Here is a 17,949-nt window from a genome sequence, read left to right on the forward strand (position 1 = left end):
ACGGTTATCTCGCCGGACATTGATATACGTCAATGGATGGGTTGGCGACAGGGTCAAGGTTTTAATTTGCAACAAACCTTTCCCCAGGAGAAAACTCATGACCATCGCTACCAGCTTGCACACCCCATCCTTCGGCCGCGCCGAACACCGCCTGCCAGACTACATCGCGCGGCGCATGGATGCGCATCACATCACGCGCATCGAAAAACTGCTGGGCGGCCAGCATCCCCATGCCTGGCAACCGACACCTGCCCATGCCATTTTTCTGGCGGGTAATGACTATCTTTCCATCGCCGCCGAACCCGCGCTGGTGGCGGCTCAGGTGGCTTCCCTGCAGGCAACCGCGGGCGGCATGCTGATGTCGGCCGTGTACTTGCAGGAAGGCAGCGAACAGCATCGGCTGGAAAGCCGCTTGGCACGTTTCATGGGCTGCGAAGATGGCATCCTGGCGCAGTCCGGCATGGCCGCCAACGTGGGTTTGATCCAGTGCATCGCCGGCCCCGGCATTCCCGTCTACCTGGACATGCAGGCCCACGCCTCGCTGTGGGAAGGGGTGCTGTCGGCGCAGGCGCAGGCCGTCGCCTTCCTGCACAACGACATGGCGCACCTGCGGCGGCAAGTGGAAAAGCAGGGCCGCGGCGTGATTGTCGTCGACGCCCTCTACAGTACCAACGGCAGCCTGGCGCCGCTGCTGGAACTGCTCGATATCGCCGAGCGCAGCGATTGCGTGGTGGTGGTCGACGAGTCGCACTCGCTGGGCACGCATGGCCCGCAGGGCGCGGGCCTGGTGGAAGCCTGGGGACTGGGCCACCGCGTGCATTTCCGCACGGCGTCGCTGGCCAAGGCGTTTGCGGGCCGGGCCGGTTTCATCAGCTGTTCCAGCCGCTTCAAGGGGTATTTTTTGTCCGAATCACGTCCCGCCATCTTCAGCTCCTGCCTGCTGGCCCACGAGCTGGCCTGGCTGGACGCGGCGCTCGACTTCATCATGGCCGCCGACGCGCGCCGCGCCATTTTGCGGCGCCACACGGTGCAGGTGCGCGAGGGATTGAGCGCGCTCGGCTATAACGTCAGCGATGGCACGGAACAGATCGTGGCGCTGGAAGCGGGCGGCGAACCTGCCACCCTGGCGCTGCGCCAGGCGCTGGAACGGCACGGCATTTATGGCGCCATGTTTTGTGCCCCGGCGACGGCGAAGAACCGCGCCCTCGTGCGCCTGACCCTCAACGCGGGACTCGACGAGACGGGCATCGCCCGGCTGCTGGCCGCTTGCGCGGCGGTTCGCGCGGAAGCAGGTGTGGAACACTGGCCGTCAACGCGGCGCCTGCGCAAGCTGGCGCTGGTGTAGGGCTGGTACGCGGGCCGGCGCCAGCCGTTGGGCAGCGTCAGCCGGCCAGTCTGCCCAGGACGGCGGACAGCGCTCCCAGCTGCTCTGCCGGTGCGTCCTGCAGCAATTCGCGGCCCACCGCATGCGCGGTGGCGCTGGCATGGTCCAGCAATTGCTGGCCGGTGGCAGTCAGCACGGCATAGCCGACGCGCGCGTCGCGCTGGTCCGCCTGGCGTGCTACCAGGCCGATTTTTTCCAGCGGCATCAGGGAGCGCGTGACGCCCGAGGCCGTCAGCGCCAGGCGTTCGGCCAAGTCGATGCGGCGCAGGCGCGCACCGGGTGCGCGCTGCAGCTGATACAGCAATTGATAGTCGCTGAAGCTCAGGCCATGCAAATTGCCCAGGGCGCTGTCGAAGCGGCGCACGATGAGTGCCTGGGCGCGCGCCAGGCGCAGGCAAAAGTCCAGCGCACCATCGCTGTCCGGCGACGGGGGAGTGTGATCGTTCATGGCTGCCATTGTATTCGCTGCGAAGTGCTTGAGTGCGCAAGTGTAAAGCAATCGTGCTCAATACAGTGGCTGCCCCTGTTCCTGCCACAGTACACGGTGCAGTGCCAGCAGGGCGTCCAGTTCGGCGTCCGCATCGAAGGCGGGGTCGTCGGACGGCGTGACGGTGTCGATGATTTCGCAGGAAAAGGCCGCCGCGCCGTCGCGCCGCCAATCCGCCTGCAGCGCGGCATTGCGGTGCTTGCCCAGATTCAGCTCGAAACGGTGCCGGTTCAGCGAGCCGGGCGCGTTACGGCTGCATTCGAGCAAGGTCCGTCCGCTGGGCAGGTGCCGCAGGGCGATGATGCCCAGCGGCGGCGGCTGTTGCCGGTAGTGGGCTTTCAATGTTGCCTGTCGTGTCTTGTCCATATTGTATTTCTCCTATCGTTTGTTCAAATCGTTTCTGGCCCGACGATGCGCGGGATGGCGCTGAAAAGTGCAGCTACCACGGCTGCCGCCAGCAGCAGGGTGCCGCCGCCGTAGAACAGCTCACCCACGCTCAGGTGGCGTAGCAGCGCCCCCGTGGCCGCTGCGGACAGAGGAGCCAGGCCCAGGAAGATGCCCATGAACAGGGCCATGGCCCGGCCCAACATGGCGGGCGCCACGCGCCGTTGTATCCACGTAAAGATGGCGACCTGCAAGTAGCCGCCCAGCATGCCTGTGACGGCCAACAAGGCTGCGCCTTGCCAGGCTGTGCTGATTTGTCCCAGCGCCATCAACAGGCAGCCCACGATGGCGTCGAGGAGCAGCAAGGTGACGCCGAAACGCCGCTGCAGCCAGGCGCCGCCCAGGCTTGATGCCAGCATGCCGGCCAGTGTGCCGGCGCCGTGCGCGCCCATGAGCAGGCCCAGCGCTGCGGCACCGTGCAGGCGTTCGCTGGCCAGCACGGGCAAGGCCACCTGCAGCGGTCCCATGACGAAGAACGCCACCACCGCCCAGTAGGCATAGCAGCTGCGCAAGGGCATGTCGCGCCACACCATGGCCAGGCCCGACGCCGTGTCGCGCCAGATGCCCTGTGCCCCGCCGGCCGCTGCCAGTGGCCGCAGGCTGACTTGCCGCAAGGTCCAGGCGGAGAACAGAAACGTCAACGCATCGATGGCAAAGGCGGCGGCCAGCGCCGCCATGCCGGTTTGCTGCGCGCCATCGTGAGCGCTGAGGACCAGCGCCGCCAGCAGGGGGCCGGCCAGCAAGGACAATTGGCGCGCACCCATTTGCAAGCCATTGGCTTTTTGCAACGATTGCAGCGGCACAGCCTGCGGCAGAATGGCCGTGCCGGCCGGGATGCCGAAAGCGGACGCGATGCCCAGCGCCAACGCGGCCGCATACGCCAGCGCCAGGCTGGCGTGGTCAAGCAACAGCAGTGCTGCCAGCAACAGCAGGATGGCGGCGTTCGCATATTTGCTCAGCAGCATTACGCGTCGGGGTGAATAGCGGTCGGCGATGGTGCCGCCCAACAAAATGAACACGGCGCGCGGGGCACCCATCAGGGCCACGGCGATGCCCAGGCTGAGGCTATCGCCGGTCAGGCTCAGCACCAGCCAGGGCAGGGCCAGCATGCTGAACTGGTCGCCCAGCATGGAGACCAGGCCGCCGCCCAGCAGCCAGCGGAAGTTGCTATTGCGCAGCAAAGGAGTCTCTGTCGTGGTTGGCATGGTCGTATTGTCCGTGTTTAAAATTGGCATAGTAGTTGAGATAAGCTTGAGTAGTCAAGTATATTGCCATTTATTGTGGCATTGGCAGCGGGGGCTGCGTGGGCCGCCGACGCTTGCGCTATCATGGCGGCCATGACTGATACCACTGCCCCTACCCTGTACGAGACCATCGGCGGCGCCACCGTGCTGCGTGAAATGGTCGACCGTTTTTACGACTTGATGGAACTGGAAGCCGAGTTTGCCGGCATCCGCGTCATGCATCCTCCCTCGACGGACGGCTCGCGCGACAAGCTGTATTTCTTCCTGACGGGCTGGATGGGCGGCCCGGACCTGTATATCGAGAAATTCGGCCACCCGCGCCTGCGCGCTCGCCACTTGCCCTACGCCATCGGCACCAGCGAGCGCGACCAGTGGCTGCGCGCCATGGCCTGGGCCATGGAAGACACGGGCATCGAAGAGTCCCTGCGCGTGCGCCTGATGGAGTCGTTCTATCAGACAGCCGACTGGATGCGCAACAAACCTGACTGATCCCATGAGCCCAATCGAGTTTTATAGCCTGCTGGGCGCCGCTGCCGTCGCCATCGTCCTATTGATCCTGATCCTGGTGCGTCCGCGTGGCGCTGCCGGCGATGGCGCCACCACGCTGGCGCTGGTGCAGCAGCACCAGCAGCAAAGCCTAGAACGCATCGACCGCGTCGAACGGGAAGTGCGGCTACAGTTGCAGGCGTCGGCGCAAGCCACGCGGCAGGACCTGGCCGCCGGCCTGGCGCAATTCCAGGCAGCGACATTGCAACAGCTCGACAGCCTGCGCACGCAGATGCAGGCGCAGGGGAAAGTCGGGCGCGAAGAGCAGGCGCAAAGCCTGGCGCGCTTTGCCGACAGCACGAACCAGACCCTGTCCCAGCTGACGGAATCGAATGCGCAGCGCATGCTGGAAGTGCGCGCCACGCTGGAGACCAAGATCCGCGATTTGCAGGCCGACAACGGCGCGCGCCTGGAAGAGATGCGCAAGACGGTCGATGAAAAACTGCACGCTACCCTGGAAACGCGGCTTTCCGCCTCGTTCCAGCAAGTGTCGGAGCGGCTGGAAAAAGTCCACCAGGGCCTGGGCGAAATGCAGCAGCTGGCGCTGGGCGTGGGCGACCTGAAGCGAGTGCTCACCAACGTCAAGACACGTGGAACCTGGGGTGAAGTGCAGCTGGAAATGCTGCTGGAGCAGGTACTCACTGTCGACCAGTATGCAAAGAACGTGGAAACGGTGCCGGGCAGCGGCGCACGCGTGGAATTCGCCCTGAAGTTGCCGGGCATGAGCGACGGCGGGCCGCCCGTGTGGATGCCTATCGATGCGAAATTTCCGAAAGAACAATACGAGCGCCTGGTCGAAGCGGCCGAGCGGGCCGATGCCGACGGCGTGGCCTTGGCCGGCCGCGAGCTGGAGCGGGCCGTGCGGGGCGAGGCGAAAACCATTGCCGAGAAATACCTGGCGCCGCCGCAGACCACGGATTTCGCCATTTTGTTCCTGCCCACGGAAGGCTTGTATGCGGAAGTGCTGCGCCGGCCGGGCCTGGCCGACGAATTGCAGCGCGTGCACCGCGTCAGCATCGCCGGTCCATCCACCCTGACGGCCTTGCTCAACAGCCTGCAGATGGGGTTCCGCACCCTGGCGCTGGAAAAGCGCTCGTCGGAAGTGTGGCAGGTGCTGGGCGCCGTCAAGACGGAATTCGGCAAATTTGGCGACGTGCTGTCGCAAACCCGGCTGACCCTGGAAAAAGCGGCAAAGAATATCGAAAGCGCGGAAGTGCGCAGCCGGCAGATGGCGCGCAAGCTGAAATCCGTGGAAGCCTTGCCGGGCGAGGCGGCCGCCTTGCTGCTGGGGGCAGCGGACGCGGGATCGTCCGCCGAGGCGGACGGCGACTAGGGCCGCCTTGTTTGCCGTCACTGCCGGCTAGCTTAGCTGTTCCTGCTCCATCTGGCGCTTGACGATGTCAGCGGTGATGCTGCCTGGCGCATCGAGCTCGCGCAGCGCCAGTGCGCGCATGGCGTCATCTGCCAGGCCGGCCAGCAAGGCGGCGTACAGCGCGTCGGCTTCGGTGGCTTGTCCCTGGCCGCGCAGTACGGCAGCGGCGATCCGCACGTCTTTCACCAGATTCATCAACTCCGTCGCCAGACGCGGTGCCATGCCCGGCGCAGGAAACAGGGGCTGGCTGGCGGCCAGGGCATTGACCGTTTCGAGGTGTTCCAGCGGGGCGCGGCGATAGCGGTCCGCCAGCGCGAAATTACCCGCCTCGACGATGGCTGGCAGGGCTTGCCAAGCGTACTGGCGCGCCAGTTCGGGGGCGCTGCTGTCCAACTGGGCGAACAGGTCGGCGGTGGAACGGGCATCGCCCAAGGTGTCGTTCATCTCGACAATGAGCGAGAAGCGCGACATGTCCCCGGCCTGCGGCCTGCCGCTGTCGTGGCGTACGAACGCATGCTCGCCTGCCAGTAGCAGCCGTATTTGTCCATCACGTTCAGCCTGCAGTGCGGCACGCGCCGGCGCGTAGGCATCGGCCAAAAACTTCCACTCCAGCATGATGATGAAATGGGTAGACCTTGCCGGCTTCATTGCCTGCCCGGCATCGGCGAACAGTTGCTGCAACAGCGGCAGCGCTTCCGCATGCCGGCCTTCCCTGCGCAGCGCAGACATGCGTGTCAAACGGTTATCGATGGCGGGCATGGCGGTCCTTGTCTGGAATGCACCATAGTAGCAAGTCCGCACGCGGGTGGCTACGCCTCAGGCGCCATGCTTGCGGGCACGGTTTTTCTGGCGCCGCAGACCAGTAGCGCCAGTCCCGCCAGCAGCATGGCCCAGGTGTGCGGTTCCGGCACGGCCGGCAGGACGGACAGGTCGGGTGGCGGCACAAGCGACTCGATGATGCTGCTGCCGCGTGGTGGCGGTCCGCCGCCGTTGCGCCCATCGCCTATGCCCGATGGCCACACCGTGTTGCTGCTGTGTACGACATCGAAGGCCTGTACGGGCAGGCTGGCCAGCACGGCCGGCGGCGCCGAACCTGTGAGCGAACCGCCATGCGCGGTGCCGGGATTGTCGATGACGGGAGCGTATGGCGCCGCCGCAGGTGCGGCTGCCACAGCTGGCGCCGCTCCTGCGCCGCGCGGCCCGGCCGCCGCCACCTGCGTGATGCGGCTGACATTGCGGCACACGGTGGGCACCAGGATGCATGCGCCCTGCACGCAGTACACGAGCCCCCTTTCCTGCATCTGCTCGCTCCAACCTGCACGCGTGACATTGCGGCACACGCGGCCCGGCCCGAAATGCATGTCGCTGATGCGTGCATCGTAATTGCCCTTGCCGCGGATCGCGTCGCGGCTGATCACGACGATTTCATCGTACTGGCGCGCGCGCATGCGCGCCTTCAATTGTTCGCGCACCTGCGGCGCGATGTCCGGGTATCTGTCCACGGCTGCCACGACATCGCCCATGAACGGGTCGGCGCCGGGACGGTTCCAGCTGCAATGCTCCAGCACATCGGCCCGTGGGGCCCCTTTGGCATAGGCGGGCAGCGGTGCCAGTGACAGCATGCCAAGCAGGCTTGCGGCCCCCAGCATGCTGGCGCCTGCGATCCATGAGCGGTGTCTCATTATTAGTATCCCGGTGAAAAAAAATATCAAAATTGAATTTTATGCGAGTTCGAATGTTATCACCGAAGAAACTCTGATATCAACAAATAAATAAAATTATTACAATTTTGTTGTGTTTATTTATATTTTTTAGGGAGGTAATCAAGATTTTTATCTTGATGGGCTGACAGTTGCCGTAGACGAAAATTGATTGGAAGGGGCAATGCGAACGGCCCGCGCAGGGCGGGCCGTCGTGAAGAGGAAGGGGAAGCAGGTGGTGGCGCTTTGTATGCGCCCCGGCCAGCGCGTCAGCCTGGCCGGTGGTGCAGCATCAGGTCAGTCCATGGAACAGCACGATATCGACGAGATCGCCGGCCGCCACGTGGCCTTGCCCCTCATGCAGCACGATCATGCAATTGGCTTGCGTCATCGAGCGCAGGATGCCGGAGCCTTGCGCACCCGTCACGCGCACGTGCTGGCGGCCATCCGCGGCCCGTTCGACGATGCCGCGCTGGTACTCCGTGCGTCCCCGTTTCTTGCGGATGGGTGCCTGCGCCGCCACCTGCAGCAGGGGCAGGGTGGCAGTGTCAGCATCGGCGCCCATCAGGCGCAGCAAGGTGGGGCGCGCGAGGAAGTAAAACGCCGCCATCACGGCCACCGGGTTGCCGGGCAAGCCCAGCAGCAAGGCCGTGTCGCCCTCGCTGGCAATCCGGCCAAAGGCCATGGGACGGCCGGGGCGCATATTGATTTGCCAGAAGGCCACGTCACCGAGTCGCGCCAGGATGTCGCGCGTGAAATCGGCTGCGCCGCTGGACACGCCGCCAGAGGTGATGATGACGTCGGCCGAGGCGCAGGCGCCGCGCAGGGCCGCTTCCAGCGCTTGCGGCGCATCCTTGACGATGCCCATGTCGAGCACCTCGCAACCAAGGCGGGTGAGCATGCCCAGCAGGGTGTAGCGGTTGCTGTCGTAGATGCAGCCCGCGTCGAGTGGCTCGCCGATCGAGCGCAATTCGTCGCCCGTGGAAAAGAAAGCCACGCGCAGGCGCCGGCGCACGGGCACCGTGGGGATGCCCAGCGAGGCCAGCAGACCCAGTTCGGCCGGTCCGAGTATCTTGCCCTGCAGCAGCGCAGGCTGGCCTTGCATCAAGTCTTCGCCCTTGAACCGGCGGTTGTCGCCGGGGCGGATGCAGTCCGGTGCCAGCGTAATGCTGCTTGCGCTGGCCTGCTGCACCAGTTCCTGCGGCACCACGCTGTCGCAGCCGTCCGGCATGACGGCGCCCGTCATGATGCGAGCGCATTGCCCGCGCCCGACGTTGACCGTGCCGGGACGGCCCGCCAGGATGGTGTCGACCACGGCCAGGGTCAGCGGAACGCTCCCACCGAGGTCGGCCCCATGCAGCGCATAGCCATCCATGGCGGAATTGTCGTGCGCGGGCACACTGATGGGCGAGATGATGTCGGCCGCCAAAATGCGCTCGAACGCTTGCGGCAGCGGCAATGTTTCGATCTCGGCGACGGGGGCGACGGTGTCGGCCAGGATGGCTTGCGCCATCGGCACGGACAGTCCCTGCGCCTGCAGGGCGGCGAGCTCGTCTGGGGTATTGATGTTGCCGAACGCGCCATGGTTCTCGAAGAGCACCTCGGCCAGTTTCAAGGGGCCGTGCCAGGTGCGCATGCGGCGTTCGCCGGTGGCCAGGTAGGCGTCCAGCTGGGGCAGGGCCGAAGTCTTGACGAGACAGAAGACGGGATGGGGGCGGCGCACTGCCGATCCCGTCGCCGGATCGATCTCTTCTGTGACGGCGATGGCCAGGTCGGCATTGTTTTGGACCAAGGCGGCCGCCAGGCGCGCTGCCAGGTCGGCCGGCAGCAGGGGCGAGTCGCACGGTACGCAGAGCAGGTACGGCGTGCTGGCATGCTGCATGCCGCTATGCAAGCCGGCCAGCGGGCCCAGCTGTCCCGGCAGCGCATCCGGCCACACGGGCAAGCCGAAGCGCGCGTAGTCGCCGGCATCGGCGTGGACACTGATGGCCAGTTGGCCCACTTGCGGCGCCAGGCGCTGCAGAACGTGGCGGGCCAGAGGCTGGCCATGCAGGGGCTGCATGCCTTTGTCGCGCTGGCCCATGCGCGTGCCGAGGCCGCCGGCCAGGACCAGGCCGGTAATGTCGTGTTTGTTGATCATGTCAGGTAGTGAAATGGATGCATGCGCCATGGTAGCAGCGGCGGGCCTGCACCACGCCCGATTCAGCCGCCGATATACGACATTTCCACTTTCTTTTTACCCTGCTCAAGCGCACCGCCCGTCAAATCCGTCTGGCTGGTGCGCAATTGCGAATAGCGGTCGCCGCGGCCGCGCCATAGTTGCGCCACGGCCGAGGAAATTTCCGCGTCGCTGTGGCCGCCGCGCAGCAGGCTGCGCAAATCGTGGCCGCTGCTGGCGAACAGACAGGTGTACAGCTTGCCCTCGGTCGAGAGGCGGGCGCGGCTGCAGTCGGCGCAGAATGCTTGCGTGACGCTGGAAATGAGGCCGATTTCGCCGCTGCCATCGGCGTAGCGCCAGCGCGCCGCCGTCTCGCCCGTGTAGTTGGGGTTGATTGGCAGCAGGGGCATGTGCGAGGCTATGCGCCGCACGACTTCGGCCGAAGGGATGACTTCCTGCAAGTTCCAGCCGTTCGATGCGCCCACGTCCATGTATTCGATGAAGCGCAAGATGTAGGGCGTGCCCTTGAAGTGGCGCGCCATGGGCACGATTTCCTGCTCGTTCATGCCAGCCTTGACGACCATGTTGATCTTGATGGGGCCCAGGCCCGCCGCATGCGCGGCGGCTATGCCGTGCAGCACGTCGGCCACGGCGAAATCGACATCGTTCATGCGCTTGAAGGTGGCGTCGTCGAGCGAATCGAGCGACACGGTGACCCGGTTCAGGCCTGCATCCTTGAGCGCTTGCGCCTTTTTGGCCAGCAAGGAACCGTTGGTCGTCAGGGTCAGGTCCAGCGGCTGGCCCGACGGCGTGCGCAGTTCGGCCAGCATGGCGATGAGCTTCTCGATATTTTTGCGCAGCAGCGGCTCGCCGCCCGTCAGGCGGATCTTTTCTACACCATGCGCCACGAACAGGCGCGCGATGCGCGTGATTTCCTCGAACGACAGCAAATCCGTGTGCGGCAGATACACGTGGTTCTTGTCGAACACGTCCTTCGGCATGCAGTACACGCAACGGAAATTACAGCGGTCGGTAATCGAGATGCGCAGGTCGTGCAGGGGCCGGCCCAGGCTGTCGGCCACGTTGCCGCTGGGACTTTCCAGCCGCGCGGGGATCGCCGGTGCCCCATTGCGGGCTTCGGCGAGGTAGATAATCTTGTCAGCCATAAAAGGTGGTGCCACTTACGTAAAGTCGTTCAAGGCAGATACGATAGCACGAGGCCGAAGATGGCACAGGCGAGCAGCAATTTGATGGTTCCCATTTGAAACTTGATCAGCGCCACGCCGGCCGCCAGCGCGATGGCGATCGCCAGCCAGTCCCAGTGCGGCAGCGGGTTTGCTTGCCAGAAGACATGCCGGCCAAAGAACAGGGCCAGGCTGGCGATCACGCCCACTACGGCCGCCGAGATGGCCGTCAGGGGCGCACTCAGGCGCAAATTGCCGCGCGAAGCTTCCACCAGCGGCGCGCCGCCCAGGATGAAGATGAACGAGGGCAGGAAGGTGAACCAGCTGGCGACGAGCGCGCCGCACACGCCTGCCAGCCACAGGTGTTCACCCGCCACGGCATGGCTCCAGCCACCCACGAAGCCGATGAAGGCGACGATCATGATCAGGGGGCCGGGCGTGGTTTCGCCCAGCGCCAGGCCATCCATCATCTGCGCGCTGCTGATCCAGTGGTAGTGGTCGACGGCGCCCTGCACCAGGTAGGGCAGCACGGCATACGCGCCGCCGAACGTGAGCAGGGCCGCCTTGCTGAAAAATATGCCCATCTGCGCCAGTGGCTGATCCATCCCGCCCGCCAGCGCCAGGCCCAGCCAGGTGATGAAAGCCAGCGCCAGGCCCAGCGCGCAAGTGGCCAGCAGACGCGGCCATCCGAAACGCGCGTGCAGCGGCGTGGGCGTGTCGTCATCGATCAGGGCGGGGCCAAAGCCGGCCGCGCCGCCATGCGAGGTGGCGCCAAGCTGGAAGTGGGTCGGCAGCCAGCGACCGCCAGCCATGCCCAGCAGGGCTGCGGTGAGCACGATCAGCGGAAATGGCAGCCGTAGCACGGCGATGGCGACAAATGCAGCCGCCGCAATGGCGATCAGGCCGGGGCTGCGCAAGGTGCGCCGGCCCAGGCGCCAGGCCGCCGCCAGCACGATGGCGACGACGGCCGGCTTGATGCCGTACAGGACGCCGGCGATGGCGCCCACGTGGCCATACGCCATGTAGAGCCAGGACAGGACGATCAGCAGCAGCAGCGAGGGCAGCAGGAATAGCAGGCCAGCCACCAGCGCACCGCGCGTGCGGTGCATCAGCCAGCCGATGTAGATGGCCAGCTGGGTCGCTTCCGGCCCGGGCAGCAGCATGCAGTAATTGAGGGCGTGCAGGAAACGCTGCTCGGAAATCCAGCGCCGCTTTTCCACCAGTTCCGCATGCATCATGGCGATTTGCCCAGCCGGGCCGCCAAAGCTGACGCAGCCCAGCTTGAGCCAGTACCAGAAGGCGCTGCGCAGGCTGACGGGATCGGGACGGGCAAGATGGGTGTTCTCGTGCATGGCGGCTGGCTGGCAAAGGTAGTGGACGTAAAAAAGGGGAAGCCTGAGCTTCCCCTTTCATCATTGGCGGCTGGGCGAACCCGGCCTGCTTATGGACGTTGCGTGTTGACCTGGATCAACGGCTCATCCGATTGCGGCGGCAATGGCTTGCGTTCGCGCGGCTTGCGTACCGGAGCGACAGCCTTGGCGGCCGCTTCCTGCGCCAGGCGCAGTTTTTCCGGATCGGTGGCAGCCAGGGTCAGGCCGGCCGAACCGAGTACTGCGCTCAAGTCCAGCGGCGCGGCGACTGGCGCGGCAGCTGCCGGGGCAGGAGCAACGACCGGTGCTGGCGCTGGTGCAGGAGCAGGAGCAGGAGCAGTAACCACCGGGGCGGCTTCCGTCACGGCAGGTGCTGCTTCAGCGACTGGCGTTTCCTCGATCACGGCGGCGGCTTCGACCAGCGGTGCGGCTTCCACCACTGGCGCGGCTTCGACGATGATTTCCGCTGCAACTGGCGCTGGCGCTGGTGCGGCTTCCGCTTTCTCGGCAAAGCTGTACTCGGCAGCCGGTGCTGGTTCGGCAGCGGCTGGTTCCGCTTGTGCTGCTGCAACGATGGCTTCGGCAGGAGCTTCCGGCACGATCACTTCAGCAGGGTGTGCGGCCTCAACGGCAGGAGCGGCTTCTTCGACCTTGGCGATATCCGCGACCTTGGCCACTTCCACCACGTCGACCACTTCCACGACGGCAGCTTCCACTGGTGCAGCAACGGCGACGACAGCGGCGGCAGCCACGACGGCGACCGGGGCCGCGTCAGCAGCAACAGCGGCAGCAGCTTCCGGCGCCGGAGCGACCGTAAAGCTGATCACGGGTGCGTCCTGACCTTCGTTCTCGCCGTTTGCCGATTCGATCAGCTCGCCCGTTTCGCGGTCGCGGCGGTTGCGGTTGCGGCCGCCACGACGACGGCGGCGGCGCGGTTCTTCGCCTTCCACGTCGTTTTCCGTCTCTTCGCCTTCAGGACCGGCATTCGCCGGTGCTTTCAGCAAGCTCGTTGGTGCGGCGTCGGATTCAGGGCCGTTTGACGGCACGACGACATTCACGGCGCTGGCGCTGGCGCCAAACAGGGCCAGTTCGTCAGCTTTCACTTCAGCAACAACGGCTTTGTCGGCGCGTGGTTCACGGCCTTCGCGTGGCTGGCGTGGCGGACGTTCGGCGCGCTCTGGACGCTCCGCGCGTTCCGGACGCTCGGCGCGTTCAGGACGTTCACCGCGCTCACCGCGCTCGCGTGGTGCTGCCGTTGCTTCGCCGGCTTCGCGCGGTTCGCGTGGCGGACGTGGTGGGCGTGGCGGACGGGCCGCCTTTTCCAGTGCTTCGGCTTCCTTGGTCGCGTCGTCCTGGGCGGGACGGCCCTGACCTGGTTCGCGTTCTTCGCGGCCAGGCTTGCCGTTGCGGCCACGGCCACGCGGGCCACGGCTGTTGCGGTCACCGCGGTCGGCGCCGGCCGGCTTGGCTGGTGCGACAGGGGCGGGCGCTGGCGCCACCGGTGCCGGGGCGCCGGTGAAGAAGCTGATGATCTTGGCGATCAGGCCTTGTGGTGCGACAGGCGCGGCCACCGGAGCTGGTTTCGCTTCGACGGGCTTGCGCTCGACCAGCGGTGCCGGCTGGTCAGGGGTGATCGTCTTGACGACGGCTTCCTGGCGCGGCTTGGCTTCTTCCTTCTGGCGCTTGCTGTAAGCCATGTCGGTTTCAGCGCTTTCCGCCAGGTTGTAGCTGGCCTGGCTGTCTTCCAGACGCGGATCGTCGTGCTTGATGCGTTCCAGCTTGTAGTGCGGCGTTTCCAGATGCTTGTTCGGGATCAGGATCACGGCGATGCGGTGGCGGTTTTCGATCTTCAGTACTTCGCCGCGCTTTTCGTTCAGCAGGAAGGCGCCCACGTCCACAGGTACTTGCACGTGGATGGTGGCCGAGTTTTCCTTCATCGCTTCTTCCTGGATGATGCGCAGCACCTGCAGGGCGGACGATTCGGTATCGCGGATGTGGCCGGTGCCGGAGCAGCGCGGGCACGTCACGTGCGAGCCTTCGGACAGCGAAGGGCGCAGGCGCTGGCGCGACAGTTCCATCAGGCCGAAGCGGGAAATCTTGCCCATCTGTACACGGGCACGGTCATGGTGCAGCGCGTCCTTCAGGCGCTGTTCCACTTCGCGCTGATTTTTTGCCACTTCCATGTCGATGAAGTCGATGACGATCAAGCCGCCCAGGTCGCGCAAACGCAGCTGGCGGGCCACTTCTTCGGCCGCTTCGCAGTTGGTGTTGAAGGCGGTCGTCTCGATGTCCGAGCCACGCGTGGCGCGGGCCGAGTTGACGTCGACGGACACCAGTGCTTCGGTATGGTCGATCACGATGGCGCCGCCCGATGGCAGCGGCACGGTGCGGCTGTACGCCGTTTCAATCTGGTGTTCGATCTGGAAGCGCGAGAACAGCGGCACGTCGTCGCTGTAGCGTTTTACGCGGTGCACCATGTCGGGCATCACGTGGCTCATGAACTGGTGCGCCTGGTCGTAGATCTCGTCGGTGTCGATCAGGATCTCGCCGATGTCTGGCTGGAAGTAGTCGCGGATGGCGCGGATGACGAGCGACGATTCCTGGTAGATCAGGAAAGCGCCGTTGGCCGACTTGCCGGCGCCTTCGATGGCGCGCCACAGTTGCATCAGGTAATTCAAGTCCCACTGCAGTTCATCGACGTTGCGGCCGATGCCGGCGGTGCGGGCAATGACGGACATGCCAGCAGGCAAGTCCAGTTTATCCATGGTTTCGCGCAATTCCTGGCGCTCTTCACCTTCCACGCGGCGCGATACGCCACCGCCACGCGGGTTGTTCGGCATCAAGACCAGGTAACGGCCGGCCAGCGAGACGAACGAGGTCAGGGCGGCGCCCTTGTTGCCGCGCTCTTCCTTTTCCACCTGGACCATGATTTCCTGGCCTTCGCGCAGCGCTTCCTTGACGGAGGCGTTACGGACGTCCACGCCTTCGCGGAAGTACGTGCGAGCAACTTCCTTGAAAGGCAGGAAGCCGTGGCGGTCTTCGCCATAGCTGACGAAGCACGCTTCGAGCGATGGCTCGATGCGCGTGATGACGCCCTTGTAGATGTTGGATTTGCGCTGTTCGCGCCCGGCTGTCTCGATATCGATGTCGATCAGTTTCTGTCCGTCGACAATCGCTACGCGCAGTTCTTCTTGCTGCGTGGCATTAAACAACATGCGTTTCATTTTTATAACTCCGCGACCCGTAGGCCATCTCAAAGCCGCTTCCGGGGAAGCGGCGAAAGTACAGGGATATATGCGAGAACGGGAGTGTTGGCGGGGGAAATGCCTTAGCGTGCGGAGCAACAACGCGTACGAGGTATACGTTACGGCCGCAACAGGCGCGGTGAGGTCAATCGTCATGCCGAGTGCACAGGACACTTGCAACTCATCTGAAACAGCCCGAATGTCGGGGGGCAGAGAATGCAAGTGGTCAGCAAATTCAGAGCCAAATCGTAAGCCGGCTCATTACAGGGATCGCGATGGCGAGGCTTGGCCTCAGCCTATTCATCGACAACCCTCAGTATTGTGGCCTCATACGGGGTTTGGCGAAAACGGCAAGCGTTATCAACTTCATCAACCCGCGAGCCCGACTCGATAAGTCGCGCTAACGGGTACTTATCCTTATAATCCAATACACTCACTTCAGCATCTCCACGCGTTATCCGATTACAACTACGGTGCAACCTTGATTCGCGCAGGGATGGTGCATATACATTTTTTTCCACCGAATTTGCAATTTGGCGAGGCCGGTGGAGACGCCCCTGTGTAAAATGTGCTTTTATTCTTACACTCGCAGCAGCCAGGGCCGCAGCAAAAACAATTATATATTCAAAATGAAGGACTTAGAGAGATTTCTGGGAAGACATAGTAAATGAAGAGTCAAAATGATGTTGTTCCCCCTTCAACACCCCCGGTTCAGCCGCAAGCCCAATTCGTAACGATCGCCGAGGAAGAAGCAGGCCAGCGCATCGACAACTACTTATTAAGAGTGTGCAAGGGAGTGCCTAAAAGCCACATCTACCGGATCTTGCGATCGGGAGAAGTGCGGGTTAATAAAGGCCGTATCGATCAGCTGTACCGTCTCGCCGCCGGCGACGTGGTGCGCATTCCACCCGTGCGCGTGGCCGAAAAGGCGCCCACGGGCGCGCCGGCCGCCGAATTCAAGATCATCTTCGAAGATGCGCAGCTGCTCGTCATCGACAAGCCGGCCGGCGTGGCCGTGCATGGCGGCTCGGGCGTCTCGTTCGGCGTGATCGAGCAATTGCGCGCCTCGCGCCCCGACGCCAAGTTCCTGGAACTGGTGCACCGCCTGGACCGCGACACGTCCGGCTTGTTGTTGCTGGCAAAGAAGCGCACGGCCTTGACGAACTTGCACGAGCAGATGCGCGACGGCGTCACCGACAAGCGCTACCTGGTACTGGTGGCTGGCGACTGGAAGAATGCGCGCCAGCATATCAAGTTGCCGCTGCATAAATATACGACGGCCGAAGGCGAGCGCCGGGTGGCTGTGCAGGCCGATGGCCTGGCGTCGCACACGGTGTTTTCACTGTTGCATAAATATCACAACTTCGCCTTGCTGGAAGCGGAATTGAAGACGGGACGCACGCACCAGATCCGCGTGCATCTGTCTTCCTCCGGTTTCCCCATCGCGGGCGACGATAAATATGGCGACTTTGCCCTCAACCGCGCCCTGTTGAAAGCCGACAGTACGCGCGGCGCCCTGAAGCGCATGTTCCTGCACGCGCACCAGATCACGTTTACGCATCCGGAGACGGGCAAGACGATGACCCTGAATGCGCCGCTGGCTGCTGAATGCGAGCGTTTCTTGGTAAGCTTGGGCAAACCATTGGCCGTTGCCGCACGATAAATATCCATCGCGTGGGCGCAAGACTACTCACAAGGTAGTCAGTCGCCATCATTCATTCTCAAGGAGCCGGCGGCTTTGCCGTCGGGAAACATGGCAAGAAAGCAATTTGATCTGATCGTCTTCGATTGGGACGGTACCCTGATAGACAGTACCTCGACCATCGTCAAGTGTATCCAGGCGTCGGCGAAAGACCTGGGCTTGCCAATTCCCACCGAGTTGCTGGCCTCGCATGTGATCGGCCTGGGCTTGCAGGAAGCGATGCGGCTGGTGATGCCCGATGTCGAGCCGAAATACCATGCGCGCATGGCTGAACGCTACCGCTATCACTATCTGTCGCGCGACCATGAGCTGACCCTGTTTCCCGGCGTGCAGGAAATGCTGCAGGAATTGTCGCAGCAAGCGTACTTTCTGGCCGTCGCCACGGGCAAGAGCCGTGTCGGCCTGAACCGTTCGCTGAATGCCGTCAAGCTGCTGTCGCTGTTCGATGCGACGCGCTGCGCCGATGAAACGTTCTCCAAGCCTCATCCTGCCATGCTGCAGGAGCTGACGCGCGAACTGGGGCAGGATATGCGCCGCACCGTGATGATCGGCGACACCAGTCATGATTTGTTGATGGCAAGCAATGCAGGCGCGGCTGGTATTGCCGTAGAGTATGGGGCGCATCCTGTGGAACAGTTGCAGGCCTGCAATCCGCTGTATTCGGCCGCCACGGTGGCCGATCTGCACCAATGGCTGAGCGAGCACGCATGATGACCGACGTTGCGGAAGTATTGATTTGTGCCGCCGACGCGGTGGCCGATGGCGGCAAGGGCGTGCGCTTTCCCGTTTCGGCCGGTGGCGAAGCGACCACCGGCTTTGTCGTGCGCCATGGCGGCAAGGCGTACGGCTATCTGAACCGCTGCGCCCACGTGCCGATCGAACTGGACTGGGCCGAGGGTGAGTTTTTCGAATCCAGCGGCTTGTACCTGATGTGTTCGACGCATGGCGCCATCTATGTGCCGGAAAGCGGCTACTGCGCGGGCGGTCCCTGCAAGGGCGGCCGCTTGCGTCCGATTCCCGTGACCGAGCGCGATGGCCAGCTGTACTGGCAACCCGATGAGTATGTCCAGCCGCTGCCGGCCTGAAGCCGGGCGCAGGCATTATTGCAATTTA

Annotated in this window: 15 protein-coding genes; 6 read left to right on the top strand and 9 right to left on the bottom strand. The window is 64.1% G+C overall.

What is annotated here, in order from left to right; all coding sequences use genetic code 11:
• Positions 1–97 precede the first annotated feature (97 nt).
• On the top strand, positions 98–1,345 hold the full coding sequence (cqsA, locus tag C8C89_RS10130; protein ID WP_133989728.1) for an alpha-hydroxyketone-type quorum-sensing autoinducer synthase: 1,248 nt from the start codon (positions 98–100) through the stop codon (positions 1,343–1,345).
• A gap of 37 nt (positions 1,346–1,382) precedes the next feature.
• Here cqsA and C8C89_RS10135 read toward each other — a convergent pair whose 3' ends face one another.
• From C8C89_RS10135 to C8C89_RS10145, 3 genes are read right to left on the bottom strand one after another with little or no spacing between them, the layout of a single operon-like run.
• Positions 1,383–1,832 carry a MarR family transcriptional regulator gene (locus C8C89_RS10135; protein ID WP_347876586.1) on the bottom strand — a complete coding sequence of 150 codons (450 nt, stop codon included), beginning with the start codon at positions 1,830–1,832 and terminating at the stop codon, positions 1,383–1,385.
• Between the two features lie 57 nt (positions 1,833–1,889).
• Positions 1,890–2,237 carry a GIY-YIG nuclease family protein gene (locus tag C8C89_RS10140; RefSeq protein WP_133989736.1) on the bottom strand — a complete coding sequence of 116 codons (348 nt, stop codon included), beginning with the start codon at positions 2,235–2,237 and terminating at the stop codon, positions 1,890–1,892.
• Positions 2,238–2,260: 23 nt separating this feature from the next.
• Positions 2,261–3,520, bottom strand: coding sequence for an MFS transporter (locus tag C8C89_RS10145; RefSeq protein ID WP_133989741.1), 1,260 nt, complete (start codon positions 3,518–3,520; stop codon positions 2,261–2,263).
• 132 nt (positions 3,521–3,652) lie between these two features.
• Between C8C89_RS10145 and C8C89_RS10150 the strand changes: the two genes are divergently transcribed.
• Both C8C89_RS10150 and rmuC read left to right on the top strand, forming a co-directional pair.
• Positions 3,653–4,048 (top strand): group II truncated hemoglobin, encoded by a 396-nt coding sequence (locus C8C89_RS10150; protein ID WP_101484691.1) that lies wholly within the window; start codon positions 3,653–3,655, stop codon positions 4,046–4,048.
• Between the two features lie 4 nt (positions 4,049–4,052).
• Positions 4,053–5,438, top strand: coding sequence for a DNA recombination protein RmuC (gene rmuC, locus C8C89_RS10155; protein WP_133989745.1), 1,386 nt, complete (start codon positions 4,053–4,055; stop codon positions 5,436–5,438).
• A 27-nt stretch (positions 5,439–5,465) separates the two neighbouring features.
• Here rmuC and C8C89_RS10160 read toward each other — a convergent pair whose 3' ends face one another.
• From C8C89_RS10160 to C8C89_RS10185, 6 genes are all read right to left on the bottom strand, one after another.
• Positions 5,466–6,236 carry a hypothetical protein gene (locus C8C89_RS10160; protein ID WP_133989749.1) on the bottom strand — a complete coding sequence of 257 codons (771 nt, stop codon included), beginning with the start codon at positions 6,234–6,236 and terminating at the stop codon, positions 5,466–5,468.
• 50 nt (positions 6,237–6,286) lie between these two features.
• Complete coding sequence (locus C8C89_RS10165) at positions 6,287–7,126, bottom strand: MHFG family PEP-CTERM protein (RefSeq protein WP_133989752.1); 840 nt, start codon at positions 7,124–7,126, stop codon at positions 6,287–6,289.
• 343 nt (positions 7,127–7,469) lie between these two features.
• Complete coding sequence (gene glp, locus C8C89_RS10170) at positions 7,470–9,317, bottom strand: gephyrin-like molybdotransferase Glp (RefSeq protein ID WP_243857961.1); 1,848 nt, start codon at positions 9,315–9,317, stop codon at positions 7,470–7,472.
• A gap of 62 nt (positions 9,318–9,379) precedes the next feature.
• Positions 9,380–10,501: a GTP 3',8-cyclase MoaA gene (moaA, locus tag C8C89_RS10175; protein WP_133989758.1), complete on the bottom strand. Its 1,122-nt coding sequence runs from the start codon at positions 10,499–10,501 to the stop codon at positions 9,380–9,382.
• Positions 10,502–10,530: 29 nt separating this feature from the next.
• Complete coding sequence (gene chrA, locus C8C89_RS10180) at positions 10,531–11,871, bottom strand: chromate efflux transporter (RefSeq protein ID WP_133989761.1); 1,341 nt, start codon at positions 11,869–11,871, stop codon at positions 10,531–10,533.
• An 89-nt stretch (positions 11,872–11,960) separates the two neighbouring features.
• Complete coding sequence (locus C8C89_RS10185; RefSeq protein WP_133989764.1) at positions 11,961–15,113, bottom strand: Rne/Rng family ribonuclease; 3,153 nt, start codon at positions 15,111–15,113, stop codon at positions 11,961–11,963.
• Between the two features lie 688 nt (positions 15,114–15,801).
• On the opposite strand from C8C89_RS10185, the gene C8C89_RS10190 reads away from it, so the two are divergent.
• The 3 genes from C8C89_RS10190 to C8C89_RS10200 all read left to right on the top strand — a co-directional run bounded on the left by C8C89_RS10190 (position 15,802) and on the right by C8C89_RS10200 (position 17,921).
• The gene (locus C8C89_RS10190) at positions 15,802–16,797 is read left to right on the top strand and encodes an RluA family pseudouridine synthase (protein WP_034754116.1); all 996 of its coding nucleotides are present in this window, start codon (positions 15,802–15,804) and stop codon (positions 16,795–16,797) included.
• A 90-nt stretch (positions 16,798–16,887) separates the two neighbouring features.
• Entirely contained in the window at positions 16,888–17,547 is a 660-nt protein-coding gene (locus C8C89_RS10195) for an HAD-IIIA family hydrolase (protein WP_133989767.1), read from the top strand.
• Positions 17,544–17,921, top strand: a complete 378-nt coding sequence (locus C8C89_RS10200) for a Rieske 2Fe-2S domain-containing protein (RefSeq protein WP_180338519.1) — start codon at positions 17,544–17,546, stop codon at positions 17,919–17,921. Before C8C89_RS10195 ends, C8C89_RS10200 begins: the two co-directional genes overlap by 4 nt.
• Positions 17,922–17,949 lie beyond the last annotated feature (28 nt).

The sequence above is a fragment of the Janthinobacterium sp. 75 genome (assembly GCF_004365495.1).
Classification (GTDB): Bacteria; Pseudomonadota; Gammaproteobacteria; order Burkholderiales; family Burkholderiaceae_D; genus Janthinobacterium.

Bases quoted from the DNA above. Each gene is read 5' to 3' on its own strand.
- cqsA (WP_133989728.1), top strand. From the start codon at position 98: ATGACCATCGCTACCAGCTTGCACACCCCATCCTTCGGCCGCGCCGAA.
- C8C89_RS10135 (WP_347876586.1), bottom strand. From the start codon at position 1,832: ATGAACGATCACACTCCCCCGTCGCCGGACAGCGATGGTGCGCTGGAC.
- C8C89_RS10140 (WP_133989736.1), bottom strand. From the start codon at position 2,237: ATGGACAAGACACGACAGGCAACATTGAAAGCCCACTACCGGCAACAG.
- C8C89_RS10145 (WP_133989741.1), bottom strand. From the start codon at position 3,520: ATGCCAACCACGACAGAGACTCCTTTGCTGCGCAATAGCAACTTCCGC.
- C8C89_RS10150 (WP_101484691.1), top strand. From the start codon at position 3,653: ATGACTGATACCACTGCCCCTACCCTGTACGAGACCATCGGCGGCGCC.
- rmuC (WP_133989745.1), top strand. From the start codon at position 4,053: ATGAGCCCAATCGAGTTTTATAGCCTGCTGGGCGCCGCTGCCGTCGCC.
- C8C89_RS10160 (WP_133989749.1), bottom strand. From the start codon at position 6,236: ATGCCCGCCATCGATAACCGTTTGACACGCATGTCTGCGCTGCGCAGG.
- C8C89_RS10165 (WP_133989752.1), bottom strand. From the start codon at position 7,126: ATGCTGGGGGCCGCAAGCCTGCTTGGCATGCTGTCACTGGCACCGCTG.
- glp (WP_243857961.1), bottom strand. From the start codon at position 9,317: ATGATCAACAAACACGACATTACCGGCCTGGTCCTGGCCGGCGGCCTC.
- moaA (WP_133989758.1), bottom strand. From the start codon at position 10,501: ATGGCTGACAAGATTATCTACCTCGCCGAAGCCCGCAATGGGGCACCG.
- chrA (WP_133989761.1), bottom strand. From the start codon at position 11,871: ATGCACGAGAACACCCATCTTGCCCGTCCCGATCCCGTCAGCCTGCGC.
- C8C89_RS10185 (WP_133989764.1), bottom strand. From the start codon at position 15,113: ATGAAACGCATGTTGTTTAATGCCACGCAGCAAGAAGAACTGCGCGTA.
- C8C89_RS10190 (WP_034754116.1), top strand. From the start codon at position 15,802: ATGAAGAGTCAAAATGATGTTGTTCCCCCTTCAACACCCCCGGTTCAG.
- C8C89_RS10195 (WP_133989767.1), top strand. From the start codon at position 16,888: ATGGCAAGAAAGCAATTTGATCTGATCGTCTTCGATTGGGACGGTACC.
- C8C89_RS10200 (WP_180338519.1), top strand. From the start codon at position 17,544: ATGATGACCGACGTTGCGGAAGTATTGATTTGTGCCGCCGACGCGGTG.